This window comes from Gordonia sp. DT218, from assembly GCF_049847105.1.
Classification (GTDB): domain Bacteria; phylum Actinomycetota; class Actinomycetes; order Mycobacteriales; family Mycobacteriaceae; genus Gordonia.
Genome location: NZ_JBNCNS010000003.1, coordinates 104,219 through 131,058, shown reverse-complemented (window position 1 = coordinate 131,058; position 26,840 = coordinate 104,219). Strand labels below are relative to the sequence as shown.

Annotated in this window: 22 protein-coding genes and 1 riboswitch; of the genes, 9 read left to right on the top strand and 13 right to left on the bottom strand. The window is 67.2% G+C overall.

Annotated elements, in window-relative coordinates:
- The 3 genes from ACPXCG_RS12075 to ACPXCG_RS12065 all read left to right on the top strand — a co-directional run bounded on the left by ACPXCG_RS12075 (position 1) and on the right by ACPXCG_RS12065 (position 4,720).
- Positions 1-1,857, top strand: a complete 1,857-nt coding sequence (locus ACPXCG_RS12075) for a DUF3556 domain-containing protein (protein ID WP_425792219.1) — start codon at positions 1-3, stop codon at positions 1,855-1,857.
- Positions 1,854-3,281 carry a phytoene desaturase family protein gene (locus ACPXCG_RS12070; RefSeq protein ID WP_425792218.1) on the top strand — a complete coding sequence of 476 codons (1,428 nt, stop codon included), beginning with the start codon at positions 1,854-1,856 and terminating at the stop codon, positions 3,279-3,281. The genes ACPXCG_RS12075 and ACPXCG_RS12070 overlap by 4 nt, the downstream gene beginning before the upstream one ends.
- Before the next feature lie 68 nt (positions 3,282-3,349).
- On the top strand, positions 3,350-4,720 hold the full coding sequence (locus ACPXCG_RS12065) for a DUF1254 domain-containing protein (protein WP_425792217.1): 1,371 nt from the start codon (positions 3,350-3,352) through the stop codon (positions 4,718-4,720).
- Between the two features lie 45 nt (positions 4,721-4,765).
- Here ACPXCG_RS12065 and ACPXCG_RS12060 read toward each other — a convergent pair whose 3' ends face one another.
- Together ACPXCG_RS12060 and ACPXCG_RS12055 are read right to left on the bottom strand one after the other, a co-directional pair.
- Positions 4,766-5,725: a hypothetical protein gene (locus tag ACPXCG_RS12060; RefSeq protein WP_425792216.1), complete on the bottom strand. Its 960-nt coding sequence runs from the start codon at positions 5,723-5,725 to the stop codon at positions 4,766-4,768.
- Between the two features lie 150 nt (positions 5,726-5,875).
- Positions 5,876-6,529 (bottom strand): GAP family protein, encoded by a 654-nt coding sequence (locus tag ACPXCG_RS12055; RefSeq protein ID WP_425792215.1) that lies wholly within the window; start codon positions 6,527-6,529, stop codon positions 5,876-5,878.
- Positions 6,530-6,682: 153 nt separating this feature from the next.
- On the opposite strand from ACPXCG_RS12055, the gene ACPXCG_RS12050 reads away from it, so the two are divergent.
- Both ACPXCG_RS12050 and ACPXCG_RS12045 read left to right on the top strand, forming a co-directional pair.
- On the top strand, positions 6,683-8,371 hold the full coding sequence (locus ACPXCG_RS12050; RefSeq protein WP_425792214.1) for a SulP family inorganic anion transporter: 1,689 nt from the start codon (positions 6,683-6,685) through the stop codon (positions 8,369-8,371).
- 45 nt (positions 8,372-8,416) lie between these two features.
- Positions 8,417-9,826, top strand: coding sequence for an amidohydrolase family protein (locus ACPXCG_RS12045; RefSeq protein WP_425792213.1), 1,410 nt, complete (start codon positions 8,417-8,419; stop codon positions 9,824-9,826).
- A gap of 91 nt (positions 9,827-9,917) precedes the next feature.
- Here the strand turns inward: ACPXCG_RS12045 and ACPXCG_RS12040 are convergent, their stop codons facing one another.
- Positions 9,918-11,015, bottom strand: a complete 1,098-nt coding sequence (locus ACPXCG_RS12040) for a carboxylate--amine ligase (protein ID WP_425792807.1) — start codon at positions 11,013-11,015, stop codon at positions 9,918-9,920.
- A 234-nt stretch (positions 11,016-11,249) separates the two neighbouring features.
- On the opposite strand from ACPXCG_RS12040, the gene ACPXCG_RS12035 reads away from it, so the two are divergent.
- Positions 11,250-12,323 carry an EamA/RhaT family transporter gene (locus ACPXCG_RS12035; RefSeq protein ID WP_425792212.1) on the top strand — a complete coding sequence of 358 codons (1,074 nt, stop codon included), beginning with the start codon at positions 11,250-11,252 and terminating at the stop codon, positions 12,321-12,323.
- 12 nt (positions 12,324-12,335) lie between these two features.
- Here the strand turns inward: ACPXCG_RS12035 and ACPXCG_RS12030 are convergent, their stop codons facing one another.
- A complete protein-coding gene (locus ACPXCG_RS12030) occupies positions 12,336-13,220 on the bottom strand; it encodes an SCO6745 family protein (protein ID WP_425792211.1) in 885 nt (294 codons plus the stop codon).
- 81 nt (positions 13,221-13,301) lie between these two features.
- Between ACPXCG_RS12030 and ACPXCG_RS12025 the strand changes: the two genes are divergently transcribed.
- Together ACPXCG_RS12025 and ACPXCG_RS12020 are read left to right on the top strand one after the other, a co-directional pair.
- Positions 13,302-13,754, top strand: a complete 453-nt coding sequence (locus ACPXCG_RS12025; RefSeq protein WP_425792210.1) for a nuclear transport factor 2 family protein — start codon at positions 13,302-13,304, stop codon at positions 13,752-13,754.
- Positions 13,754-14,476 carry a phosphoribosyltransferase gene (locus tag ACPXCG_RS12020; RefSeq protein ID WP_425792209.1) on the top strand — a complete coding sequence of 241 codons (723 nt, stop codon included), beginning with the start codon at positions 13,754-13,756 and terminating at the stop codon, positions 14,474-14,476. Before ACPXCG_RS12025 ends, ACPXCG_RS12020 begins: the two co-directional genes overlap by 1 nt.
- Here ACPXCG_RS12020 and ACPXCG_RS12015 read toward each other — a convergent pair.
- From ACPXCG_RS12015 to ACPXCG_RS11990, 6 genes are all read right to left on the bottom strand, one after another.
- Positions 14,469-15,860 carry a wax ester/triacylglycerol synthase domain-containing protein gene (locus ACPXCG_RS12015; protein WP_425792806.1) on the bottom strand — a complete coding sequence of 464 codons (1,392 nt, stop codon included), beginning with the start codon at positions 15,858-15,860 and terminating at the stop codon, positions 14,469-14,471. The genes ACPXCG_RS12020 and ACPXCG_RS12015 overlap by 8 nt on opposite strands.
- 41 nt (positions 15,861-15,901) lie before the next feature.
- Positions 15,902-17,386: an HAD-IB family hydrolase gene (locus tag ACPXCG_RS12010; RefSeq protein ID WP_425792208.1), complete on the bottom strand. Its 1,485-nt coding sequence runs from the start codon at positions 17,384-17,386 to the stop codon at positions 15,902-15,904.
- On the bottom strand, positions 17,383-19,632 hold the full coding sequence (locus ACPXCG_RS12005; protein ID WP_425792207.1) for a glycerol-3-phosphate 1-O-acyltransferase: 2,250 nt from the start codon (positions 19,630-19,632) through the stop codon (positions 17,383-17,385). Before ACPXCG_RS12005 ends, ACPXCG_RS12010 begins: the two co-directional genes overlap by 4 nt.
- A 113-nt stretch (positions 19,633-19,745) precedes the next feature.
- On the bottom strand, positions 19,746-22,361 hold the full coding sequence (locus ACPXCG_RS12000; RefSeq protein ID WP_425792206.1) for a LuxR C-terminal-related transcriptional regulator: 2,616 nt from the start codon (positions 22,359-22,361) through the stop codon (positions 19,746-19,748).
- Positions 22,362-22,410: 49 nt separating this feature from the next.
- The gene (locus ACPXCG_RS11995) at positions 22,411-23,163 is read right to left on the bottom strand and encodes an ABC transporter permease (RefSeq protein WP_425792205.1); all 753 of its coding nucleotides are present in this window, start codon (positions 23,161-23,163) and stop codon (positions 22,411-22,413) included.
- Complete coding sequence (locus ACPXCG_RS11990; RefSeq protein WP_425792204.1) at positions 23,160-24,122, bottom strand: ABC transporter ATP-binding protein; 963 nt, start codon at positions 24,120-24,122, stop codon at positions 23,160-23,162. Before ACPXCG_RS11990 ends, ACPXCG_RS11995 begins: the two co-directional genes overlap by 4 nt.
- Before the next feature lie 69 nt (positions 24,123-24,191).
- Between ACPXCG_RS11990 and ACPXCG_RS11985 the strand changes: the two genes are divergently transcribed.
- Positions 24,192-24,482, top strand: coding sequence for a DUF1330 domain-containing protein (locus tag ACPXCG_RS11985; RefSeq protein WP_425792203.1), 291 nt, complete (start codon positions 24,192-24,194; stop codon positions 24,480-24,482).
- 154 nt (positions 24,483-24,636) lie between these two features.
- Here ACPXCG_RS11985 and ACPXCG_RS11980 read toward each other — a convergent pair whose 3' ends face one another.
- The 3 genes from ACPXCG_RS11980 to thiO form a co-directional block, all read right to left on the bottom strand.
- Positions 24,637-25,419, bottom strand: coding sequence for a thiazole synthase (locus ACPXCG_RS11980; RefSeq protein WP_425792202.1), 783 nt, complete (start codon positions 25,417-25,419; stop codon positions 24,637-24,639).
- The gene (gene thiS / locus ACPXCG_RS11975; RefSeq protein WP_425792201.1) at positions 25,412-25,609 is read right to left on the bottom strand and encodes a sulfur carrier protein ThiS; all 198 of its coding nucleotides are present in this window, start codon (positions 25,607-25,609) and stop codon (positions 25,412-25,414) included. Before thiS ends, ACPXCG_RS11980 begins: the two co-directional genes overlap by 8 nt.
- Positions 25,606-26,724: a glycine oxidase ThiO gene (gene thiO / locus ACPXCG_RS11970; protein WP_425792200.1), complete on the bottom strand. Its 1,119-nt coding sequence runs from the start codon at positions 26,722-26,724 to the stop codon at positions 25,606-25,608. Before thiO ends, thiS begins: the two co-directional genes overlap by 4 nt.
- A riboswitch (TPP riboswitch) is annotated at positions 26,709-26,823 on the bottom strand. It overlaps the preceding gene by 16 nt.
- Positions 26,824-26,840: the final 17 nt, after the last annotated feature.

Sequence of the window (26,840 nt, the reverse complement as noted above, 5' to 3'; positions counted from 1 at the left end):
ATGGGTTTCATCTCCCCGTCGCCGCAGCCGGTTCCTCCGGCGGAGTTCCTCACACTCCCACTGCGCGAACGTATCCGCATCCTCAGCACCAACTGGGCCGACGACGGTTTCGGCACCCCCAAGGCACTGTCGCTGGTCTACGTCATCAAGATGCTCGGCCTGTATTTCGCTGTCGGACTGGCGATCACGGCGTGGACTACGCAATACGTCCACTTCACCGATCCGGGCTCCTGGTTCGACAACATCGTTGTCTATCAGAAGCTCGCGATCTGGCTGATGGTGCTGGAGGTGCTGGGGCTGGCCGGCGCGTTCGGGCCGCTGTGCGGACACTTCGCCCCGATGCTCGGCAACGTCCGATACTGGATCCGCCCCGACACCATCCGGATGGCCCCGTGGGGCCGCCATGTACCCGGCACCGGAGGTGACACCCGTACCGTCTTCGACGTCGTACTGTTCCTGGCCGTGCTCGCCAGCCTGGTCTACCCGCTGGTGATCAGCGCCGAGCCAGTGCAGTTCCTGCCCGCGGGCACCGGGCCGCAGGAGTTGGTGCCGCCCACCGCCTTCATCCCGATCCTGATCACGATGCCGTTGATGGGCTTGCGCGACAAGGTGATCTTCCTCGCCGGCCGCTCCGAACAATATCTTCCGATCATGCTCTTCTCCGCCGTCTTCGGCGGGATCGTGATGAGCTCCGGAGCCGACGCCGCCGACTTCGTGAACCTGGTGGTGGTCTTCAAGATCATCATCTGCGTCGTGTGGATCGGTGCCGGGGTGTCGAAGTTCGGTGAACACTTCATCAATGTGGTGCCTCCGATGGTGTCCAACAGCCCCGGACAGTTCCGCGCCGTCAAGCGGTTGTTCTACCGCAACACGCCCGACGACATCCGGCCCGGCAAGGTCGCCTGGTTCATGGCCCACATCGCCGGCACCACAGTCGAGCTCGCGATCCCGCTCATCCTGCTCCTCACCACCAACAACACGATCGCGCTGCTCGGCGCCATCCTGATCCTGGCCTTCCACATCTACATCACCTCTACGTTCCCCCTCGCGGTGCCGTTGGAATGGAACGTCTACTTCGGCTACATCGCCATCGTGCTGTGGGTCGGGTTCGACACCTCGGTCTACAACATCTGGAACTTCTCTCAGCCGTGGCTGCTGATCCCGGTGTTCGCACTGCTCTGCTTCGGGCCGGTGCTGGGCAACCTGCGCCCCGATCTGGTCTCCTTCCTCCCGTCGATGCGGCAGTACGCAGGAAACTGGGCATCCGCGGTCTGGGCGATGAAGCCGGGTGTCGAGGAGCGACTCAACGAACTTCCGTTGGTGGAGAACCAGATCGACCAGCTGCAACGGATGATGCTCACCCCCTATGAACGCGACGACGCGGACATGACCCTGCAGAAGACGCTCGCGTGGCGGTCCATGCACAGTCAAGGTCGAGGCCTGTTCTCGGTCCTGCACGAGCATCTCGACGACATCGAGTCCCGCACCGTGCGCGAGGGAGAGTTCGTGTGCAACACCATCCTCGGCTGGAACTTCGGCGACGGGCACATGCATGACGAGCGCCTGATCGCCGCCGTGCAGAAGCGTCTCGGCCTCGCCCCCGGTGACCTCGTCGTCGCGTACTGCGAATCACAGGCCACCCCGTGGAGCAACCCGCCACAGCAATACCGGGTGATCGACGCCGCCCTCGGTGTCGTCGAGCGCGGCTCCTGGAACGTCAGTGACTGCGTCAAGGAACAGCCATGGCTGCCCAATGGCCCGGTGCCGCTGGCGGTGTCATGGACTGCGGACGGCTTTCGACGCCGGGAGACGCTCACCGGCGGTAGGCACCACACCGGCGAAGGTTCGATGGCATGACGACCGCGGTGGTGGTGGGCAGCGGACCCAACGGGCTCGCTGCCGCCATCCGGCTGGCACAGGCCGGCCTCGACGTCACCGTGTTCGAGGCCCAGGACCGGCCCGGCGGCGGCACCCGCAGCGGTGAGCTGACCGTGCCGGGACTGATCCACGACGAATGTGCCGCCTTCCACCCGACCGGGGTGGCGTCGCCGTTCTTCGCTTCGCTGGGACTCGAGCGCCACGGCCTGCGCTGGCTGTGGCCGGAGATCGATCTCGCACATCCGCTCGATGACGGGCGGGCCGGGCTCGCGGGGCGCGACCGGAGTCACACCGCGCGGTCGCTCGGTGCGGACGGGCGTGCGTGGCATCGCCTCTTCGCAAGCGCCACCGGCAATTTCGACGAGCTCATCGCGGAGGTCTTCCAGCCCCTGGCACACGTGCCGCGGCACCCGGTGGTGATGGGCCGGTTCGGTGTGCACGCCCTGGCGCCGGCCACCTGGACCGCTCGACGGTTTCGCGACGACCCGGCACGCGCGCTCTTCATGGGCGTCGCCGCCCATGCTTTCGGCCGCCTCGACACCCCGCTCAGCAGCTCGGTCGGGATGATGCTCACCGCGGCCGCCCATGCCGTCGGCTGGCCGGTCGCCGAGGGCGGGACCGAGAGCATCACCCATGCGCTGGTCGCCGAACTCGCGTCGCTGGGCGGCAAGGTCGTCACCGGCACGGCGGTCACGTCCCTGGACCAGCTCCGGGATCTGACCGGTGGCCGGCCCGACGTCGTCATGCTCGACACGGCCCCCGCCGGGGCCTTACGCATTCTCGGGGACACGCTGCCCGACCACGTCCGACGAGCGCTCGGCAGATACCAATATGGTCCGGCCGCATTCAAGGTCGACTTCGCCATCGAGGGCGACATCCCCTGGCGCAACGACGACTGCGCGCACGCGGGCACCGTCCATCTCGGAGGCACGGCGGAGGAGATCTCGCGGGTGGAAAAGGACACCGCGCGCGGCACGATGGCAGAGCGCCCGTTCGTTCTGCTCGGCCAGCAATACCTCATCGACCCGACACGCTCACACGGTTCGATCAATCCGATCTACGCCTACGCGCATGTGCCGCCCGCCTACTCCGGTGACGCGACCGAGGCGGTGATCGGACAGATCGAACGCTTCGCACCCGGCTTCCGTGATCGGATCGTGGCAACCTCCACGCGTGACCCCGCAGCGCTGGAGGCACACAACGCCAACTATGTCGGCGGTGACATCAGTGCGGGTGCGAACACCGCGCGACAGATCGCCTTCCGCCCCCGGGTTGCGACCAACCCGTACGCACTCGGTGTGCCAGGCGTCCACCTCTGCTCATCGGCAACGCCACCAGGCGCGGGGGTGCACGGCATGGGCGGCCTGCACGCTGCGCAAGCAGCACTTCGAGGACTTCACTGACCCGCCGGCCACCAATCAGTCCTATGGTGGGGCACACCACCGTCAAACAACGAAGGAGAGGACGAATCATGCCGAACGAGGTTGCCGGACCCACTGCTGGTTCTCGGATGCCGAGTGAGTTCATCAAGGCGGTGGGTCGATTCGCGTACATCTGGGGCTGGCCGATGGTGTCGATGATCAACCGCCGCACCGGACTGACGTCGGTGCCGGAGCCCGGGCTACGCGGCGGCGTACTGCCGAACGCGCCGTTGGGTGGGGTCTGCATGATGACCGACTACATCTCCCCCACTCAGCGATTCGTCGCCTGCACCAACCAGGATGTGTTGTACGGCTTCGGTTTCGGCAGCCTTGATGAGCAGCCGGCCGTTTTCCAGATCCCCGATTTCGGCGATCGATTCTGGGTCGCCGCCGCGTGGGATCATCGCACGGATTCCTTTGCGCAACTGGGCAAACAGTACGGCACAAAACCCGGCTTCTACGCTGTTGTCGGACCGAACTGGAAAGGCACACTGCCCGACGGGATCACCGGCAGCTTCCGCTCCCCGACCGCACTGGCGGCCTTCTGTCCTCGCGTGTTCATCGAGGACACGCCGGAAGACCGCGCCGCGGTCGCAGGACTGATCAAGCAGGTCAACATCTATCCGCTCGATCGGTTCGACGGGACGATGCAGAGCTATGACTGGGCGTCGGTGCCGAGCTTCCCCGTACCGGAAGCCGCGGGCAGCGCAGAGATCAGGTGGGTGGAACCGGATGCCTTCTTCGATCAGCTGCCCGAAGTGCTCGACACAGTTCCGCCGCTCCCCGGCGAGGAGGCGATGTATCAGCAGTTCCGCGCACTGCTGGCCGCTGCCGAGAACTCGCCCGAGGTGAAGCAGGCGCTCCTGGAGGCCGCGCGTGAGACCGAGAGCGAGGTCATCACCCCCTTGTTGCGGTGGGAGTTCAACGGGCCGGCCGCGGGCAAGAAGTGGTATTCGCCGAAGAACAATTCGGCATTCGGCACCGACTACCTCACCCGCACGGCTCTGGCGCGCTCGAACATGTTCGAGAACGCACCGCATGAGACCAAGTACATCTTCACCGATACCGATATCGACGGTACTCAGCTCGACGGAACGCACTCGTACACGGTCACATTCGGCGGTGGCGAGTTGCCGCCGGTCAACGGGTTCTTCTCGCTCACCCTCTACAACAAGCACCATTTCTACTACGAGAACGACCTCGGCCGGTACTCGCTGGGCACCAAGAACCCGGACCTCGAGTACGGCGACGACGGATCTCTCACGATCTACGTCAGCACCAACCCACCATCGGATGCTCCGAAGACCAATTGGCTGCCCGCGCCTCCCGACGACTTCTCCCTCTACATCCGTGCGTACTGGCCCGAGCAAGAGATTCTCGACGGCACCTGGAACCCGCCGACCATCGAGCGAGTCGGCTGAGCTCGCCTGCCGTCCGGGTCCGCGTCGACGCCGACCGGCCCTTCGTCAACTGGCGAACGGTCCGTTGGTGGGGAGCACGGGGCCGGTCGGCAGGCCCGTTTCGGTCGGGATCCCGGTCGGAAAGCCGGTTTCGGTCGGTGGGGTCGGCGTCGCGGAGATCTTGTTCAGGAACTCGACCGCGACGTCGTACTGGGGTTCTCCGCAGTTCGGGCATTCGGCGCCGCCGCCGGGGATGTTGAGCCAGTATCCGGTGGCACCGGCGGTCTTGGCGGCGTTGTAGACCTCGATCATGTCGTCGGCGGTCACCTGCCGGCCGTTGGGGTTGGTGCTGACTCCTGCCAATACCGGAGCACCACTGGGATTGGCAGCGTAGGCGGCCTGTACGGCTTCCTTGACGAACGAGGTCGCATACTCGGTCGCCTCCGTGCGCTGCGCCTGGATCTCGAAACCGTCGGCGATCGCAGCACCCGGGGTGACCAACCGGTCGATGAACGCCTGATAGAGCGCATCCCCCGACAACCCGGGTTCGAGCACATTCATCAGATCGATGGCGGGCGCGAAGATCACGCCCTTGCCGTAGCGATGGGCCACATCCTCGGCACGACGCAGCGCGCCGATCGGATCGCGCTGGTCACGTGGCGGTGTCAACGACGACGCCTCCAGATCCAGCAGAACCCAGTGCATCGAATCCGGAATCTCACCGGCCCTCAGTGCACGCGCCAGGTCGGCCGTGCTGCGGAAGTTGAAGGTCGGGGTTCCGTTCGGCAGATAGCTGTTGGTGTAGACATGCTGGACCAACAGCAGCGTTGACGGATCGTTCAGATCGTCGAGCTCCGATTGGGGCAGCCCGGCGTCCACCAGACCGGGTACCGACCCGGAGACCATGATCCAGCGGGGAGCAGGCACCGACTGCGCCGACGGGGCGGCATCCGCGCGCGCCAAAGCGGCGGTCACGGCAGCGGCCACCACGAGCACGGCCACGATCAGACGTCGCTTCGCTACCACCTCATACCCCTAACAATGTCCGGCGAAATGTGCCTTTGCGACAGTGAAGGCGTGCTTTGGTGACGTTACCGGGGTTGCGCGTCGCCGACGGGCGATATGGTCATCCCGGTTGTGCGACATGTCCCGCAGTCCATCAGGATCCGGAAATGATTACCCCAGCCCCGAGATCCCCTTACCGATCAGCACGACCCCGATCACCAGGATCAGCGTCGCCATGACGGTCTTGTTGTTCTCCTGCAGCCAGGCCTTGAGCCGGTCCAACGGATCCCGCAAACGCTCGGCCGCCACCTGATACGCGAGAACGGGAATCACCACCGTCGTCGCGGCCAGTAGCGAGAACACCACCACCGCCACGATGTTCGAGCCGGTGGACAGGGCTGCGCCACCGATCGTCACACCCGCGGCAATACACATCATCAGGTTCTTCGGATTGATCGCGGAGAGGGCGAATCCGAGACCCAGCGCGGTGAACGGTTTCATCTCGTCGATGGCCGCCATCCACTTGGGCGTCGAGTGTTCGGCGCCGCGCGCCCGCCACTCGCGGATTCCCTCGGCGAGCAGCAGCACCCCCAGCGCGAGCTTGATCCAGGCACCGGTCTTCGAATCGGAGTCTCCGGCCGCACCACCGACGAACACGAAAATCGTGGTGGCGATGACGATCCCGGCCAACCATCCGATCGCGAACCCGATGCTCGTCGTCCGGGCGTGCTTGCCGAGCAGCATCAGGATCGCGCCGATGATGGGGATCGGTGAGATGGCCACCCCGACCGCCAGTGGCAGCAGATCACCCAATACCGATCCCACAGAACCTCCTCGGTCGTGCACGGCGACAGTCGTCTCGGTGACCGTATCCCAGAACTGCGGCCAACGTGCTCGCCTACTCGAACGTCGTGAAGTTCTGGGGAAATCGCGGTCGTTGGGTGCGTGGACGTGCGTTCGGACGCCTAGGCTGATCGAGTGTCTGTCGTGAACCGGTTCCGACGTCCCACCATCCGAATCTCGCGCCCGCGTCCTGCAGACGCGATCTCCGGGCTCGTGACCGCGTTGTTCTCTATCCCCGAGGGGATGGCCTACGCCAGCATCGGTGGCTTCAACCCGGTCAGTGGCCTCTACTCGGGGATGGTCTCGACCCTGGTCGGTTCCGTCTTCTCTCGCACCGTGCTCATGGTGACGACGCTGACCAGTGCGATCGCACTCTCCGCGCAGAGCGTGCTCTCGCAGGCAGGCCTCGACCCCCACGACATCGGGAACATCGCGATGCTGACGGTGGCCGTCGGTGCGGTGATGCTTCTGTTCGGCCTGCTCCGCATCGGCGCGATCATGGACTTCGTCTCGGGTGCGGTGATGACCGGCTTCACTGTGGGTATCGCCGTTCAGATCGTCGCAGGCGTGATAAAGGATGTCACCGGCTACAAACCCGATGCCCACAACACGGTGATGAAGTTCGTCGATGCCTTCGCGCACATCTCCCAATGGTCGTCACACGCGGTGCTCGTCGCACTCGCCACGGTCGCCGTCTGGGCGGTGTTCCGCTTCATCAAACCGCTCGAGTCCTATTCCACCCTGATCGCCTTGGTGGTGGTCACCGCCGTCACCGCCGTCATCGGGACCGATGTCGAGACCGTCGGTGACATCGCCGAGGTGCCGAACAGCCTCCCGCCGTTCACCGTCCCAGATCTCTCGGCGTTCCCGGATCTGCTGCTCGGCGCTTTCGCCATCGCCCTGGTGGCGCTGGCGCAGGCGGCCGGAATCTCGGCGGCCGTCCCCAACCCCGACAAATCGCGGCCGAGTGCCTCCGGTGACTTCTCCGCGCAGGGCGCGGCCAACCTGATCGGCGGTTTCTTCGGGTCGCTGCCCACCGGCGGCTCGCTGTCGCGCACCGGCGTCGCGGTGTCGGCGGGCGCCCAGACGCGGTGGGCGGGGATGTTCGCCGGCATCTGGCTGATCCTGCTCGTCCTGATCGCCGGCTCTGCCGCGCAGATCATCCCGATGGCGGTCATCGGCGGACTTCTGTTCGTCATCGGCTTCGAACTCATCCAGGGCCGGTGGTCCGACATCGTGCTGGTGTTCCGCACCGCCAGGTTGAGCGCCGTCGCCTTGATCGTCACGTTCATCGCCACCACCCAGATCCCCCTGCAGGACGCCATCCTCGTGGGCGCGGCGATCTCGCTGATCCTCTACTGCGTACAGGCTGCGCGCGCAGCGCGGTTGGTTGCTCTCGTCCCCGACGAGGGCGGCTGGCGGGTGGTCGACACACCGCAGACCCTGCCGGCCGAGGGCATCACCGTCCTGGACTATTCGGGTGTCGCGCTGTTCGCCGAGGTCCCGCGCATCGCCGAGACCTGGCCGACCATCGGCGACGACAACGGCCGCAGCGCGCTGATCCTCAGCGTGCGCACTCTGCCCGACGTCCCGTCGTCGACGTTGCAGAAACTGTTGCGCGCCCACGCCGACGAACTACGGGCCAAAGGCGGCAGATTCATGCTCGCGGGCGTGCGGCCGCCGCTGATGAAGGGCATCGAGAGCGCAGGTCTCGTCGATGCCATCGGCCGCGACAACATCTTCGAGGCCACCGACCGAGTGTTCGAATCCGTCGACGCCGCCTATGCGGAGGCCAAGCGGTGGGTCGATGCCGCACCGGAGTGACACTCTCATCCGGCCGACAGCCTCGGGCTGTGCTTTCGTGTTCGGGTGACCACGACCCATCTCGGCCAGATCTTCCACGTGGCCGGCCGTCCGGCGGTGACCGAGGCACCTGACGCCCTCGCCTGGATCCCAGACGGCGCACTGGTCCTGGACGGCGCCGGCACCATCGTCTACTGCGGCCCGCGCGACGGCCGGCCTGCCGCGCGCACCCCGGGGTCCGCCGAGCGCATTCACGACCACGGCGACGGGTACCTCATCCCCGGATTCGTCGACGCCCACATCCACTTCCCGCAGACCTACTCGGTGGATGCCTACGGCGGCGGACAGTTACTGGAGTGGCTGGAGACGTGCATCTTCCCGGCCGAGGCCCGCCTGGCCGATCCCGGTTTCGCCCAGCAGATCGCACGGGATTTCACCGCCCGCCGGATCGCGGTCGGGACCACCGCGGCCATGGTGTTCGGTTCGGCGTTTCCGCATGCCCAGGACGCGCTGTTCGACGAGACTCGGCGAGCCGGTCTCCGCCTGGTCAGTGGCCGTGGCATCCAGACCACGGGCGGCCCGTCGGCGAGTCCGCTGCTCACCACCGAGCAGCAGGCGATCGACCTCACGGCCGACGAGATCAACCGCTGGCACGCAGCCGATTCCGGCGACGTCTCCTCGGCACTGCTTCACGTGGCGATCGTGCCGAGATTCTCACTGTCGGTCAGCGCGGACACCCTGGCCGGGCTCGGCGAGCTCTACAGCGAGGTGCGCGAGCGTGGGGTCTACGTGCACACCCATCTCAACGAGAACAATCGCCCCGGCGACGGCGAGATCGACCTGGTGAAGCGCAGTTACGGGGTCGACTCCTACCTCGACACCTACGACGGCCGGTTTCTGCCCGGCAGTCGGGTCGGCGGGAAAGGCCTGCTCGGCCGTCGGACCGTGCTGGCGCACGCCGTGCACTGCACCGACGACGAGCTCACGCGGATGGCCGAGACCGGGACGTCGATCGCACACTGCCCGGTGTCCCAGCTGTTCCTCGGTTCGGGCACCATGCCGTGGAAACGGACCGTCGCCGCCGGGATCACGATCGCTGCCGGGACCGACGTCGGCGCCGGAGACGAATGGTTGATCTCGCGGGTGCTGTCCGACGCCTTCAAGGTTCATCTCAGCGAGCCGGGTGCGGAGAGTGTGGCGATGCACCCGGCCGAGATGTTGTTCACCGCAACGCTGGCCGGTGCACGAGCCCTCGACATGGAGAACCGCTTCGGGAACTTCGACGTCGGCAAGGAGGCGGATTTCCTGGTCATCCGACCCGAGCGGTGGACGCCTCTGGAATCGATGCTGCGCCAGGGCATCCGGGCCGACGACGAGGTCACCGCCCGCGATCAGACCCTGTTCGCGCTCTTGATGGGATTACGAGAACCCGCGATCGCGGAAGTCTACGTGCGCGGGCACCGAGTCCGCACCTGAGCGGTGCTGTCGGCGGGATTCCGGTTGCTCTCGGCGGGATTTCGGTTGCCGTCGGCGGGATTCCGGTTGCTGTCGGCGAGATGATGGGGTCTCACTCCGAGATCCGCAGACCGTCCCACTCGTGGTCGTGCATGAATCCCTCGGCGAGCCCGACCTTGTACTTGTAGCAACTGCGCAGGATGCCGAGGTAGGCGAACGGCAGGAGGAGCGCGGGCCGCTGGTCACCCGGGTGACTGATCACGTCGCTCGACGACCGGAAGGCGCGGAGGAATTCGCGCATGCTGCGCCCCCGGCGCGAGTCCTTTCGCCACCCGTAGAGCAGCATGCCCAAACCGATCATCTTGTCGACATCGGTTCCGGGAGTGATGATCTCATCATTGGTCCCGAAGAATGCACGGTCGACGCCGTCCTCCGGACCGAACATCATGATGCCGCTCGTCGCCCGCGGGTTGCACTCGATGCAGAACAGCCCGCGTTCCGGATCCTCGATGAAATCGAACCCGACCTGACCGGTGAAGTTCATGTCCCGCACGAACTTCGAGATCCATTCGAAGATCCCGTCATGCTGCACCGACTTGAAGTTCAGGCACGAACTCCCGCCGATCGCGTAATCCACCGGATAGGTGGCATGGGCATTGATCTGGCCGTCACGGCAGATCGAGTAGGTGCAGTAGTTCGTCCCGGAGAGCCATTCCTGCGCCAGCCACGGGTTGATCGGATCGAACTCGACCCAGTCCATCGGGTCGCCCGGAGTGACCTTGTGGACCTTCTGCGACCCCCGCGAGTAACACTCCTTGAGGGCGAACGGTGCGTCGAAATCGAGGGCCGCGATGTCGTCGGGACTGCGAACCTGCGCATATTTCAGCGCCGGAATCCCACGGGCGACGAGGAGCTCCTGGAATTCGAATTTGTTGTGGAGGCTGTTCTCGGTCTCGAAATCGGACAGGAACAATTCGCATTCGGGCGGGAAGATGTCGACCATCATCGAGAGGATGTCGGTCTCCTCGTGGATCGGGATGACCATGTCGACCTTTTCGTCGACGACGATCTGCGCGAGCGCGTGGCAATACGCCCGCGGCTCGAACTTGGGCGCCGGGACCCGATGAAAGGCGTCGGCCCCATGGGAGAACCTGCTCACGCCCACCGGGATGCTGTCGACGATGGTCACCCGATGCCCGGCTGCGGACATCAGGCGGGTCAGCTCGAGGGTCAGGAACGACCTCCCGAAGGTGATCAGTACATGCTTTTGTCCGGAAGTCCCCACAGTGCCCACCGGGTCGAGTCTAGGAGAGGGCCGATAGGGTGATCCATCGGCCCGCAGGTGACCTGCCGAAAAAGGAATAGTCGGTCGCCCGAAAGCGTTGCAGAATGCTGTTACGCCGGGTTGACCCGAACAGACAGGCGAGAGAGGCGGGGTTTTCTGATGTTCGTGATCGGCATCATCGCCGCTTGCCTCGCCGCCGTCGCCTACGGGATGTCCACGGTACTACGCGCGCTGGGTGCGCGTCGGGTGGCGACGGCGGCCCGCGACGAGGGCACCGAGGAGAACCAGACCAACGCGGCCGGCGGCCCCTCGCTGCAGTCCACCATGTCGACCTTCGTGGATCCTTCCTTCATTCTCGGCACGATGATGGTGGTGATCGGATTCGCCGGCGGCGCGCTGGCCGCGCGCTTCCTCCCGCTGTTCCTCTCGCAGACCATCGTGTCGGCAAATCTTGTGATCACCGCCCTGCTCGGCACCATCATGCTCAACATCGCGCTGCACACCCGCGACTGGATCGCCATCTGGCTGGTCGTGCTGTCGCTGTGCCTGCTCGGCATGTCCGCCGAGCACCACACCGGCGGCGGCGAGAGCGCCGTCTTCCATTGGGAACTGTTCGTCGCGACCCTGGGACTCTGCGCGATCGCCCTGTTCGGCGTGTACCGGCTGGGCAAGCACGCAGCCATCGTCGGAGGCGCCACCGCGGGGCTGCTGTTCGGCATGATCGCGATCGCGGTCCGCGTCCTCGACGGCGTCGCGCCGTTCCATCTCGTCACCCTGCTCACCGACCCGGCCGCCTGGACCATCGCGGTAGCCGGTGCCGTCGGCTTCTTCGTCCAGACGGTCGCTCTGCAGGTGGGCGCGGTGAACGGGGTGACGGCAGTGCTGGTCGTCGGCGAGACGGCCGGTCCCAGCCTCGTCGGCGTGCTGTTCCTCAACGACACGGCCAAGCCCGGACTCGGGTGGCTGGCCATCGTCGGCTTCATCGGCGCCGTCATCGGAGCGGTACTCGTCGCCTGGTACGGCTCCGGCGACCCAGATCACTTCGGCGAGGCGCCACCGCTGAAGGGCGGATGGCGGCGTGGCCGCGTCGACTCGTCCGGTGCCGACACCGGGGAGATCGACACCGGGTTCTACGGGTCGGATCTGTTCGGATGGTCGTCGTCATCGCGGTCGATCCGCCGCAGCCGCTCCTCCGACGACTCCGAGGGGCCGTCGGAGGACGCGCAGCGCTGAGCCGTTCCAGCGTCAGTCCTTCTTGCGGGTCCCCGGCAACACTCCCGCGTCGATCACGGCCTTCACGTACGGCCGCGTGCGTTCCAGGAGTTCATCGACCCCGGGCTTCGCCCAGGCCTGGGCCGTGATGGCATCGGTCTCGGCCTCGATCGCGCGATAGACGTCCAGGCCGGCATCGGTCAGTCGCTCGCCCGATTCCGCCCGGGTCGCCATTCCACGGCCGATCAGCCGGTCCACCGAGGCATCCCAGTCATCGTCCGACCACCCGCGAGTCAGCTGGATGAGCTTGCGGCCGAGAGTCCGCCGACGGACCGTCGGGTCCGGCAGCTCGGCCTCGTGGAAGATCACCGCGTCCAGGGCATCGAGGTCGTGGTTGACCAGCACCGCGACGTGGTTGTCGCCGCGCCATTCCCGGAGAACGGCGATGGCGTGCCACAGCGCGACATGCGGCTCGTCGGGCGGGGTGGCCGAGGCCCAGGCCGACGCCAGCGGACGACCCCCGAAGGGCAGATCGTCGGCCAGTTCCCGATAGCGGTGTGTCAGCTCGACGATCTCGGCGTCGCCGACCCGCTCGCCCAGGATCGCGCGCAGCTGCTCATCCAGCATCTGCACGCGCCGCGCCGCGACCTTCTCCAGCCCGACCGCCCGGGCGGCATCCCAACTCGTGGCGATGAGGTCGGACGCGAAGTTGTAGAACGACGACGTCACGATCGACGCGTGGCACTCCCCCATCGGGGCGCCGCGAGCACCGACGTAGAAGCCATGGCCGTCGAGGCCGGTGTCCTCCTGCGCCGCGCGCAGGCCGTGGTTGAAGTAGGCGAGCACGTGAAACGGCTCGATGCTCTCGTAGGCCTTGCGGGCGGTCTGGTGGGCGGTGTCATCGGCGATCGAGGTCATCGGTCCACACTTGCGGCCACCGGTTGCCGCTGTCAACTGATTCAGTAGGTCTTGGGCGGCAAGTCGGGTAGATGTTGAACCATGGACGATCTCGACGCGATCAAGCAGCTCAAATACCGCTACCTCCGTGCACTGGACACCAAGGACTGGGAGGTGTTCGAAAGAACCCTCACAGCCGATGTCACCGGCGACTACGGCAGCAGCCTCAAGTTCACCACCCGCGACGAACTGGTCGGCTTCATGCGCAACTCGGTCGGCCCCGGGGTGATCACCGAGCACCGCGTCGCACATCCCGAGATCGACGTGGAGGGCGACACGGCCACCGGACGCTGGTACCTGCAGGACCGGGTCATCGTCCCGGATTTCAAGTTCATGCTCATCGGTGCCGCGTTCTACGAGGACCGCTACCGCCGCACCGACGAGGGCTGGCGGATCTGCGGGACCGGCTACGACCGCACCTACGAGGCCAAGATGAGCCTCGACGACGTGCCGAGCTTCGCTCTCGACGTCGGCCCCGCGATCCGGATCGACTGATGTCGCGGCGCGCAGAGGTCTTCGCCGATCGGCAGGCAGCCGGCCGGGCTCTGGTCGAGCAACTTCGTAGCGCGCCGATTCCGACGCTGTCGATCCCCTCCGTGTCGATCCCCTCCGTGCCGATCCCCTCCGATTCGAGTGCGGGCTCCACGCCCGACCACCTCGTCGTGCTGGGTCTGGCGCGCGGCGGTGTGCCGGTGGCCCGGGTGGTGGCCGATGCCCTCGGTGCCTCACTCGACGCGCTCGTGGTCCGCAAACTCGGGGCACCCGGTCAGCCCGAGTTCGCGATGGGCGCCCTGGCGGCCGGGCAGGTCGTGGTCAACGACGATGTACCCCGCCGGCTCGGTGTCTCACCCGAACAGTTCCAGGAGGTGGTCGACCGCGAGGAGGCCATCCGCACCGACCGTGAGCATCGCTACCGGGGAGGTGCCGAACCAGTAGCCGTCGAGGGTCGCACGGTGATCCTCGTCGATGACGGGATGGCGACCGGATCGACGATGGCGGTGGCGCTGCGTGCCGTGGGTGCAGCAGGCGCCGCCGCCGTCGTCATCGCCGTGCCGACGGCACCCGACGACGCGATCCGGCGCTTCACCGCCGACCCGGCCGTCGACGCCGTGGTCTGTGTGAGCTCACCGGAGCCCTTCCACGCCGTCGGGTTGTCGTATCGCGACTTCCAGCAGGTCGGCGACGATGAGGTCACGCGCTGCCTCCGGCTCAGATGACGCGCCGCATCAAGCCTGCTGCACCCGAGCCTGTTTCGGCGCCAAGGGCCAGAACCTCGTCGAATCCGGCGACGAGGCAGTCGGCGAAGAGTTCCGGATCGGTGATCGAGGCGGCATCGTGGTTCAGCCCCAGGCAGGCGGTGCCGTTGTGGGTGATCATGGTGGCCATCACCGCGCACCCGGGCAGCGGCCCGAACGGGAACATGCGTTCCACCTTCGCCCCGGCAACGTAGGTGTCCCAGGGGATTCCCGGCACGTTGCTGGCCTGCAGGTCGTTTTGCGTTGTCGCACCACTGAACTGAGCGAGAACCTGGCCCGGCAGCCAGGCCAGCACCGAGCCGAGGGTGTTGAAGATGTCCACGGCGGGTTCGGTCCGCGCGGCACGAACCTGTTCGCGGATGGTGAGCACCCGCTCGAACGGATCGGCGATGCCGACGGGACCGGCCATGCGTCCGACCGCGATCCGGTTCCCGCCGGCCGGATCCTCGGGTCGGCGTACGGAGATCGGGATGGCCACCGGGATCGCGTCGACCGGCTGCCCGAGTTTCTCGTGATAGAACCGGAAACCGCCGATCAGCCCGGCGAGATAGACGTCGTTGACCGAGGCCCGGGCGGTGACGCCGGCAGCCTTCAGGTCGGCGAACGGGACCTCGAAGGCACTGAATCTCCACGAGATACTCCGCGCAGCGAGCAGCGGTGAGCCCGGCGGAGACACCAGGCCGGCCACCCGCGGCACCGATCGTCCGTACCGCAGGACGTCGCTCAGCGCCTTCCTCGGTCGGGTCAGCGCACGCAACCCACGCACAGCGCTGTCGACCCGATGCGGGAGTCGTTCTACCTCCTCGCCGAGCTGGCGCCCGACCACGTCGAGCGCCGAGATGTTCACCGGCTCGGGGCTGGGCGGCTGCGGCTTGCCGGGGATCGGATCGCGCGACGTCGAATGCAGCTGCGCCAGACCGAGAATCGCCCCCAGACCGTCGGTGAGAGCATGATGGGCCTTGAGGAAGTACGCTGACCGACCGTCGGGAAGACCTTCGATCAGAGTGCCCTCCCACGGCGGGCGGGCCGGGTCGAGTGCGGTCATCGCGAGTTGCTCACAGGCCGAGAGGAGTTCGCGCATCGAGCCGTCGCCGGCGAGGCGGATCCGTCGGAGGTGGTAGTGCAGGTCGAAGTCGGGATCCACCGCCCAACTCGGGGTGCCGGTGCCGAACGGGGAGTCGACGACGCGCTGCCGGAAACGCGGTGCCATCCGACTGCCCCACTCATGTGCGGCGAGCAACCGATCCCAATCCGGCACGCAATCATAGATTTCCAGCATGCTGATGGTGCCGCGCAGCCGACGATCGGTGTCACCTCGCCACATCAGGGCATCGACCGGGCTCATGTGCGGCTCGTTGGCCCAGTCCAGTGGCTGGTCGGTGCTGCTCACTCCCACACCCCCGTCGCTCGGGTCATCCGGCCGTCCTCAAACGATTCGACCGGCCAGTCGGCCAGTGCGCTGACGAACATCTGCCGGACCTCGTCGGCATGCTTCCCGGCGTCCTCCGGCCGCCACTGCGACGTGTCGACCGGCGGCAACACCTTGACCTCCACCGTGCCGGGTTTGATCAATTGCGAACCACGCCACATCAATTCACCGGTGTTGCGGAGCACCACGGGCACCACCGGTACGCCTGCCTGCATCGCGATGTGAAACGGCCCCTTCTTGAACGGCCCGATCCGCGGTGTCGACGACCGGGTGCCCTCCGGCGCGACCACCAGCGACACACCCTCGTCGCGGAGCTTGCGGACCGCGGGCTGCATCTGCTCGATCGCCTTGCCCGCATCGGCCCGGTCGATGAAGACCAGGCCTGCCGCGTCCAGGATCTGCCCTAGCACCGGCACCCGCTTGACCTCCTTCTTGGCGACGCCGGTCGCGTCGCGGCGGACCAGATGGATGATCACGGGCAGGTCGAGTTTGGACTGATGGTTGAACACGAACACGCATGGGCGGTTCGACGTCAGGTACTCGGCGCCGTCGAGAACGCGCACGCCGACGCCCGCGATGCGCAGCCCGAGATCGTTCCCGGCCGGGATGGCCGACTCCACGAGCACGCTCGGATCCCGGCGAACGAGTCCACCGGCGGCCCCGAGCACCGCCGACCCGATGAAGGAGCCGTAGAACGCGCCGGTCCGCGCCGCCATCGCCAGCCGGTTGTAGCTCGGGTTGCGCAGATCGAGGATCGGCCAGCCCCGCGCCTGGGCCTCCGCGCGCAGGCCATACCGGGGTGAGACCGCCGCCGGATGTCCGACCGACTCCAGGTAGGGGATGTCCTCGTTTCCGTCGCTGTAGGCGAACGACGCGTCGAGGTCCATCTCGTGTTCGCGCGCCAGCGCCCGCACCGCGGCGGCCTTGCCCGGACCCCACAGCGGTCGCCCGAGAATCTCACCGGTGACGATCCCGTCGATCACCTCGACGTCGGTCGCGAGTGCGTGGTCGGCCTCGATCTCGCGGGCGATGGGCTCGATCTGGAATCGCGTGGCCGACGACGCGATGACGATCCGATGGCCCATCTCGCGATGCGCCCGCAGCAGCTGCCACATCTGCGGACGCAGATGCGACGCGGTCTCGTGTCTGAACAGATCGTCGCCGAACGCGACCATCTCGGCATAGGTCTTGCCGGCGAAGGTCGGTCTGGTCGCCTCCAGCACTTCGGCGTAATCCTGCTCGGACTTCACCCCACGCAGCGCGATCAGCAGGAAGCTGCCGAGTTCGCCGAGACCGAACTCGAGACTCTTCACCCGGGCCCGCGTGATCGCGCTCGCGGAGAAGCCCTCGATGAGGGTGCCGTCGTAGTCGAAGAACGCCCCGACCTTCTTCCCGGTGGGCGCCGACCGGATCTCGCGCAGTCGGTCCGCGACCGTACTCATGCGAGCAATCCCGCCTGCTCGGCCTCGATCCAGGCGATTCGCCGCAACCGTTCGCGCATCGAGCGCACCTCGTCGAGCCACTTCTGCCGAGCGGTCGCGAGATCGGTGTCACCGCGACCGACGCCGTCGTCCGGAACGAGTCCCCGGTTCTCGGCCAGCTGATAGGCCGCGTCGTAGAGCTCCGTCGAGACCGAGTCCTTGCTGCGCACGATGCCCTGCAACGACAGTTGCCTGCCCAGGCCGAGGCAGTCGGCGAGCACCTGATCCTTTCCGAGCGAGCCGTCGCCCAGGCAGACGAGCCGTTCGGCCACCACCAGCTGGGCGTCGAAGAACGGCTGCAGGGTGCGGCGTGCGAACAGCGTGCCGGCATGGTCGTGCAGCACCCGATCGGTCCATTCGGGGCTCGGCGACACCTCGCGCCACCCAGGGGCGAGCAGATCGAGCTCGACGCCGAGCCGGTGCAGGAAGACGTCCTTGGTCGGGAAGAAGAACTCGAACTTCAGCAGATCCCGGATCCGCAATGCCTCCTGCTGGGCGGCCGGCAGCAACCCACCCTCGCCGACCACCAGCTCGCCGTCGGCGGTGGCCAGCAATCCCAGTTCGACGATCGCACGATCGACGAAATGGTGCAGCGCCCCGTTCCGGTAGTAGGCCGCGACGGCGTGGTTGTCGGGGGCGATCGACCAGACCGTGTCGGTGCCGCCGTCATAGGTGGTCAACACGCCCGCGTCGGTGAGCTCCCGCAAGGTGCGCCGCAATCCGACACCGCGGCACAACGCGGGATCGGGTCCGGGCAGCTCCCGTCGATCGATGTAGTCGAGCAGCGGCGCGAGGATCGCCTCGATCTCCGCCGCGGTGTACGCGCGATCGCGCGCACCGAGGATCGCGAAGCCGGCGAGCGATGTCGCCGAGATCGGTGTGGCGGCATTGATCTCGTCCATCACCTTGAACGCGACCTTGTCCAGTCTGGCCCGCCCCTCGCCGGCCTCGCGCAGCGCCTGCCGCAGCGAGAACGGTTCTCCGAAGCGAACGCGCGCCTCCCCGAGGTAGCTTCGCTGGGCCTTCGCGTACTTCAGCAGCCAGGTGATGCCCTCCGGCTTCTTGGTGCCGCCCGCGGATTCGGCCGCCATCGCGCCGATCTCGTGCAGCTGGTCGTAGACAATCGAGGTCGGCACCACCATCACGTCGGAATCCTCGAGTTGCTCGACCGCGTCGACGACGTAGGCGAGCAGACCGAGCATCGGCTTGCGCAGCTTGCCGGTCCGGCTGCGGCCCCCTTCGATGTACCACTCGAGGTTGAACCGTTTCTCCACGATGAACGACAGATAGGACCGCATCGCGAACTTGTAGACGGGATCGCCGCCGAATTTGCGGCGGATGAAGATCATCCCGGCCCGGCGGGCGATGGGCCCGACGGGCCAGAACGACAGATTGTTGCCCCCCAGAACGAGATTCGGCGGGAAGTCGTGACCACGCAGGACCTCGGCGAGCACCAGCGGATCGACGTAGGAGCGGTGCGACGGCAGGAACACCAGGCCGTGTGACCTGTTGAGGGTGCGCAGGCGGTTCAGCGTGTCGAGGTCGACCGACACGGTCCAGGTCCGTTCGTGCAGGTTGCTGAAGACCGAGGAGAAGACGTCGTCCATCAGACGGCTCTGGGTGGCGACGAAGTTCGACATCTTGTCGGTCGCCTCCTGCACCACCACCGCGGCCGGGCGACCGAGTTCGGCGGCGAGCTTGGCCGCCTTGGCCTGGAACCGCGCCGACGAGCTGATCTGTTCGGCGACCAGCCTCGGCACCTTGTACCGGTCACCGACGATCTGACGCTCGGCACGCTCCGCCGACAGCGACGCCTGCACGGACACGAATGCGGTGAACGGTTCCCCTTCGGCGAACTCGTTGGCGTAGCGCTCACGCAGGTCGGCCACCGTGGCCGGTTCCCCCTGCACCACGCGCAGCCGATCGGGTCGCCGATTCCTGATCGCCTTCTGCCGTATCGCCATGGGTCGTCGGGGATTGGACAGGACCAGCACGTCCGCCAACGAGACCCGACGCTCCCCCTGCCGCACCGCGGGCAGCCAGACAGCACGTGCGGGGATCAACTCGGTGTCGGGTTCCAGATCGTCGGCGGCCACCTCACGCAGTGCCCGCACCGGGGCGTCGGGATGGGTGGTCGCGGCCCACTCCCGCACCGCCTGCAGCTCACATTCCGTGCGCACCTCCGCGAGCACCAACGAGTCGCCCACGACACACCACCTCTCACGCCTCCCGACCCCGACGATCCGGACCGGTTGCGCTCATTGTGGCCCCAGATCGACCCACCCATGACTGGTTCGACCAGACAGGGTCCAGACCGTGCTCAGGCAGTACCCGCATTCGCCTTGAGCAGCAGGGTGGCGATCTCGGAACGGTCGGCGACGTCGAGTTTCGTGCAGGCCCGATAGATGTGGCCCTCGACCGTCCGCACTGACACCGTCAGGCGTCCGGCGATCTCCTTGTTGGACAGTCCCGCGGCCACCAGATTGGCGATCTCGCGCTCACGGGTGGTCAACGGAAGCGGCTGCGCCGCCTCGACCAGCGCCGGCGTCCGCAGACCGCCACATTCCGCGGCGAGGCGATTGGCGACCGCCGCCGCGGCGACGGTCGCCGCCCGGTGGCCCGCAGCCTCGTGCAGGACACTCGCCTGGGCGGCCGCGTCGGCCGCCGACAGCCGGACTCCGAGCTGTTCGAGTTCGGTTGCGCAGAGATCGAGTTCGACGGCGTCGCCGGCTGCCAGTGCCTCTGCGTGTCGCGCGTAGAGCTCCGCGAGCGGCCCGTCGATCCGGCCGGCCAGCTCCCGCAGGCGTTGCGCACCCGAGGAATCGCCGAAACGGGCCGCCGAGTGGAGCGCTTCGGCCTCGATCGCGTATTGCCCGGACTCCCGCGCTTCGCCGGCCGCCTCGCCCGCCGTCTTCGCCGCCACCGACACCGTGCCCGCGGCCGCCTCCTGCCACGACTTCGCGATCGCGAGCATCGGTCCGAACACCGCGATGTGCCTGCCGAATCGGTCCTGCGCCTTACGCAATGCGCGTTCGGCCCGCTCGGTACGCCCGGCCGCGCTGAGCGCCTGGACCAGATAGAACTGCGCCGGATAGTTCCAGGATTCGGCGGCCCGGCCGCTGTCGAGCGTCGCCAGGGTCTGGTCCATACGCCGGATCACCGCCGAGCTGTCGCCGCGCGCCAGTTCGACCACCGACACCAGGATGCCCGCCATCCCCCAGCCCAGATATTGGCCGACATTCGAGAACGCGACGTACCGCTGCGCCCGGACGTCCGCCTCGTCGAGCCGGCCCGTGAGCGTCAGAGCCAGGATCTCACCCAAACCGGTTGGGAACCTGAGCAATCCGTCGGTTGTGGTCTCCGCGATACGCGCCCGGGCGGCGAGTTCGGCGACCTCGTCGCCGCGACCCGACAGCGCTCGCGACAGGCCCCCGCCGAAGACCGCCCACTCCACCGCCCACGGAGATGGGTTCGGCGAACCGAGGACTTCGTCGGACAATGCGATCGCATCGTCGACTCGATTTCCGAACGCCGCACGCGCAGCGGCGTATCCCTTGACCACCAGCGACAGGTTGGGGTCGGTCACCTTCTCGCGCAACATGTCCAGCACCGGATCGGCACGCTCGGCATCACCGAGCGCCCAGAAGAGATTGCCGAATCGCATTCCGCCCCAGAGCACCAGCTCCAACTCGCTGAGCTCCTCGGGGCGAAACACGGCCAGCACGTTTTCCGCCTCTTCCGCGTATCCCTGCCACATCAGCGCCCGTGCCAACGGTTCGGCCGCCCCGACGCCTCCCTTCCCCTCGGCGGCAGCGGCGCGTGCGAACCGCTCACCGAGCGGGGCGTTGGCGAATCCGAGGGCGTCGCGCGCGGCCGCGCTCATCAGGTCCGCATCGACGCCGACGTCACTCTCCAAGGCGAGGTCGGCGAGACGGATGCGTTCCGTGGGCGTCTCCGCACCCCTCGCGCGGAGGGCCTTGACCAGACGCCCACGCAATCGTCGTGACGATGCCAGCCCGAGCCGGTGCCGAATGACCTCGCCGAACAATGGATGGTTGTAGCGAACCTGCAGGCTGCGGCCATCACGGGAGATGCGGACCAGGCCGGCGATCTCAGCCTCCTCGACCGCCTCTTCGCCTGCCAGCTCGGAGAGGATCTCGATGTCGAGCGGTTCGCAGAGGGCGAGGTACTTCAGCACATTCAGCACCGCGTCATCGAGCTGTTCGATGCGGCTCTCCAACAGCGACGCCAGTTCCGAGGTGATCGCGGCCCGTCCCCGCAGCTGCCACACACCGTTCACCTGACGAAGTGTGTCGGCCTGTCGCGCGCCTTCCACGAGATGCCGGAGGAACAGCGCGTTACCACCCGACGCCTCCCACATCAGGTCGGCCGAGAGTCCCTCCAGTTGTCCGCCCAACACCGACTCGATGAGCTCCACGCTCTGCTGTTTGGTGAACGGCGACAACGTGATCCGTGTGAGGTGATTGTCTTTCCACAGCGAGGTCACCGCATCCGGCACCGACTCGCCACTGCGGACCGTCGCGACGATGTGCACCGCGCGATCGATGGCCAGCTGATGCAGCAGCGTCGCGGACAACTCGTCGAGGAGGTGGGCGTCGTCCACGCCGATCACGACGTTCCCGTCGGCGAGCAGCGATTCGCGCGCCGCAGCCAGATAGGTCACCGGATCGCTGGTCGTGGCCGGTCCCACCAGGTGTGCGAACACCCCGAGCGGGATGCTCCTGGCCGACTCGGTACCCGCGACCCACCGCACGCCGCCGTCGAGCGCAGCCGTGACGTGACGCGCCAGGGTCGTCTTGCCGACCCCCGAATCGCCGGTGAGCACGACACCGCACGCAGCCGTCTCACCGCGCAGCGCGGATTCGATGATGCGGAACTCTTTCTCGCGCTCGACCAGAGGCCAGTTCGAGGACATGTGGGGATTTTAGTCTCATTGCCCGGTCGACAACACCGCGATTCGACCCCTATGCGTCACGGCGCTCGGTCATCACGATCCCGATCACGAAGATGATGACCGCGAAGACGGCGAAGTAGATCAGCGATCCGTAGACGTTCCAGTGGTATTGGGTGTCACCGGCTCCCTCGTTCAGGAAGCGGGAACCGTTGGCGAACGGCAGGAACGGCGCGATGTGCTCGCCCACCTTGGGGAGGATGGACAGGATCGACTCGAGGGCAAGATTCCAGATCAGCACGATCACGATCGCGCCGGCCGTGTGCCGGACGATGGCGCCCACACCGAGTCCGATCAGCACATAGAGCGCGGCGATCACGGGGGTGCCCCAGATCTGGCGCACCACGCCGGGGTCGCCGAGCTCGATGCCGCTCGACGAACCGGCGAGACCGCGCACCAAGAAGATGCCCACCACCGCGAGCACCAGCGTGACCGCCACGGCGAGCGCACCGAACACACCGGCCTTGGCGAGCAGGACGGTGGATCGTTTCGGGATCGCCTGGAAGGTGGTCCGGATGGTGCCGAAACGGTATTCACTGGTCACCGCGAGCACGGCCATGATCATCAGCACCAGCACGCCGAAGGCGTTCAGTCCGATCAGCGCGGTCCATGCGGACTCGCCCGGCGACGGTCCAAGCGGCGCCGTCGAGGTCGCCCCGGTGAGCGCGGCGACGGCGATCGCGAGCACGACGACCACGGCGATGCACCAGTACGGCGACCGCGTGGACGTCAGCTTGATGCGTTCGGCGTTCATGGCGGCGATCATCGCGGACCTCCCTGGATTCGAGGGTCGTTGCCGGGCTGGGCGGGAGGGCCGCCGCCCTGGTACTGGACCGCGCCCGCGGTCATCGACATGAAGACCTCTTCCAGGGATGCACTCGTACCGGTCAGTTCGTGCAACGCGATCCCGGCCTGCCCCGCGAGATCTCCCACCTGATCGGTGGTGACTTCGGCGACGGACAGCGCCGGGCGGCCGTCGGATGCGGTGAGGGGCACGACGTTCAGACCTGCCTCGGCGAGCACCCGGTGCAGGTCTGGTAGTCGAGGGCTGCGGACCCGCACGCTGCTCGAGGCCCGGCTGGTGAATTCACCGACCGAGCAGTCGGCGATCAGCCGTCCCTGGCCGATCACCACGAGATGGTCGGCGGTCAGCGACATCTCGGTGAGCAGGTGGCTCGACACCAGGACGGTGCGGCCCTGCCCGGCCAGATGCCGCATGAAGTTGCGAATCCAGACGATGCCCTCCGGATCCAATCCGTTGACCGGCTCGTCGAACAGCAGCGTGTGCGGGTCGCCGAGCAGGGCACCGGCGAGACCGAGCCGTTGCTTCATGCCGAGCGAGAATCCGCCAGAGCGTTTGGTGGCCACCGACGTGAGACCGACCATCTCGATCACCTCGTCGACCCGGCGCGCTGGGATGCTGCTGGAGGCCGCCATCCACCGCAGATGCGACCTGGCGCTGCGATTGGGATGCACCCACCCGGCGTCGAGCAGCGCGCCGACCTGCCGCAGCGGATGGTCGAGCTCGCGATACGGGCGACCATTGATGGTCGCGGTCCCCGACGTCGGTCGATCCAATCCGAGCATCATGCGCATCGTCGTGGATTTTCCTGCCCCGTTCGGGCCCAGGAACCCGGTCACCACCCCGGGCCGGACGTGGAAGGACAGATCGTCGACGGCGCGCGTCCGCCCGAAGTCCTTGGTCAGCTTCTCGACTGTCAGCACACCTCGACCATAGACATCTCCGCGCGGACCGCGCGTACTCCACACCGCCTGTCGTCATAGGGTGTACGCATGCCGGCGACGTTCACAGTGCTGCTCTGGCCAGTCACCGGCCAGGAGTCGGAATTGCACGCCTACGAGGACGATGTCCTGCGATTGGTCGACGAGCACCGGGGCCGGGTACTCACACGCGTACGCAACGTCGACGACGATGCCGGCCATCCGCTGGAAACCCAGATCATCGAGTTCGCCGACGAGGCGGCCTTCGGCTCCTACATGCAGGATTCACGCCGGCAGGCAATGGCCCGGCGTCGCGACAGGTGCGTCGCGCGGACGCAGATGTGGCGGGTCGAATCCGCCTGACTCCCCGTCCATCGGGTGCAGTTTCTCGCCGATCGTTCGCAGCTTCTCGCCGACCGTGCGCCGCATGGTGGTCAGTCGCACGCTCGACACGATTCTGTGCACGATGGACGCAGATCTGTGCACGCTCGGCGCGGAATCGGGCCCGGTCGACGGGCTACGCACGCGCCGGCGACGACGCCTGCGCCCAGAACCGCTTGGGCATCCGGCCCGCGCCGGCGGCGTACCGTCCGGCGATCACGGCATGTCGCATCGCGGTCGCCATCCGCTCCGGGTCGTCGGCGCGGGTGACCGCGGACGCGAGGAGCACCGCGTCACAACCGAGCTCCATCGCCAGTGCGGCGTCGCTGGCGGTGCCGATGCCTGCGTCGAGTACCACCGGGACCTGCGCCGCCTCGACGATCATCTCGATGTTGTGTGGATTCGCGATCCCCAGGCCGGTTCCGATCGGCGAGCCCAGCGGCATGACGGCGGCCACCCCGAGGTCCTGCAGCCGCGCGGCGAGGACCGGGTCGTCGTTGGTGTAGGCCAGCACGGCGAACCCGTCGTCGACGAGAGCTCTTGCCGCATCGATTAATTCGACCGCATCGGGCAGCAGGGTGCGCTCGTCGGCGACCACTTCGAGCTTCACCCAATGCGTTTCGACGGCCTCACGCGCGAGTTGCGCGGTCAGCACCGCCTCGGCAGTGGTGTGGCAGCCGGCCGTGTTGGGCAGGATCGCGATGTCCAGACGGCGGAGCAGCTCGACCATCCCGGTCCGGGACTCGGGACTCACCCGCCGCAGCGCCACGGTGGTCAACTCGGTCCCCGACGCCACCAATGCGCGTTCCAGCACAGCGAGATTGGTGGCACCGCCGGTGCCCATGATCAAGCGCGATGTCAACTCACGGTCGGCGATCCGCAACGGGGTGTCGGCCACGGCCGCGATCCGGCTATCCACCCTGCACCGCCGTCACGATCTCCACGCTCGCGTCGTCGTGCAGGGTCCGGTCCCAGCGGCCACGAGGAACCACCTCACCGTCGATCGCGACCGCGATCCCGCGCTCGGGGAGCCCCAGTTTCGCGACCAGATCCCCGACCGATGCGTCGGGCGCGAGATCGGTCGCCTCGCCGTTGACGACAATCGTCATGATGGCTCAGCTCCTTTCGTGGTGCTGCTGAGTCCGCCTGCAGCGACCCAGCGATCCGTCAGCAGTTCGAGAACCTTGTCGGCGGTGTAGGGCGCCAACAGGATTCCGTTGCGCCCGTGCCCGGTCGCCACGACGACCCGGTCGTCGACGCGCCGGATGATCGGCAGTCCGTCGGCGGTGCACGGCCGCAGGCCCGCGGCCGCCTCGGCGAGTTCATAGGTCCGCAATCCCGGCATCAAGTCGACGGCGTCGGCGAGCAGATCGGTCACGCCGCCCACCTCGGGCTTCGCCTCGCTCTCGTCCAGCGGCTCGTATTGGGTTGCGCCGACGACGATCCCGTCGTCGCGGGGGACCAGATAGACCTGCCGTCCATGCATCCGGGCGCGGATCACCCGGGCGGGCTGGGCCACCGACCATCGCGTTCCGCGCAGCCGCAGGATCTCACCCTTTGCCGCGTGGAGTGCCACGTCGGGGACCAGCGAGCGTGTGCCCAGGCCGGCGGCGACCAGGATCTGGTCGGCGTCGACATCGGCGAGATCGGCCACCCGCTCGTCGACGAACTGCGCTCCCGCATCGATGAGGGCGTCGCGAAGGCGGCCCAGCAGCCTGCGGTTGTCCACCGCACCCTCCCCCACCGCCAGGTATCCGCCGTGCAGACGTGAGCTCAGTCCCGGTTCGCGTCGACGGATCTCGGCGAGATCGACCCGCCGGAGATCATCGTGCGCCCGCGGCGCGCGGGACCAGACGAACTCGGCGAGGTTCGACAGATACTCGGCATCTGCCGACGACGCCGCGACAAACAACGACTCGGTGGCGGCCATCACCGTCGGATCGCGTAAACGGGCCACCAGATCCGGCCAGCGTCGCACCGACGCCGACGACAGCGCCAGGAGATCGTCCTCGCCGGGGTGACCCTCGCCGAGGGAACCCAGCATGCCGGCGGCCACCCAGGCCGCGCGATCGGCGGTGCCCGCGTCGTGGACCCTGACCCGGTGGCCGGCGTCGACCGCGGCGAGCGCGCACGTCAGTCCGATGACACCGCCGCCGACGACGGCAAGTGTCGGTGCAGATCGGTCGATGCTCGGTGCAGATCGGTCGATGCTCAAGGGGGACATCCTTCCTTCGCCGGCATTACCCGGATCAGGTCAAACGGTCAGCGGAGGTTCGGCCCGCACTCTCAGCCCGTCGTACCCCGGGCTCCCGTGTCGTGACGCCTAGCCTACCGTTGCCT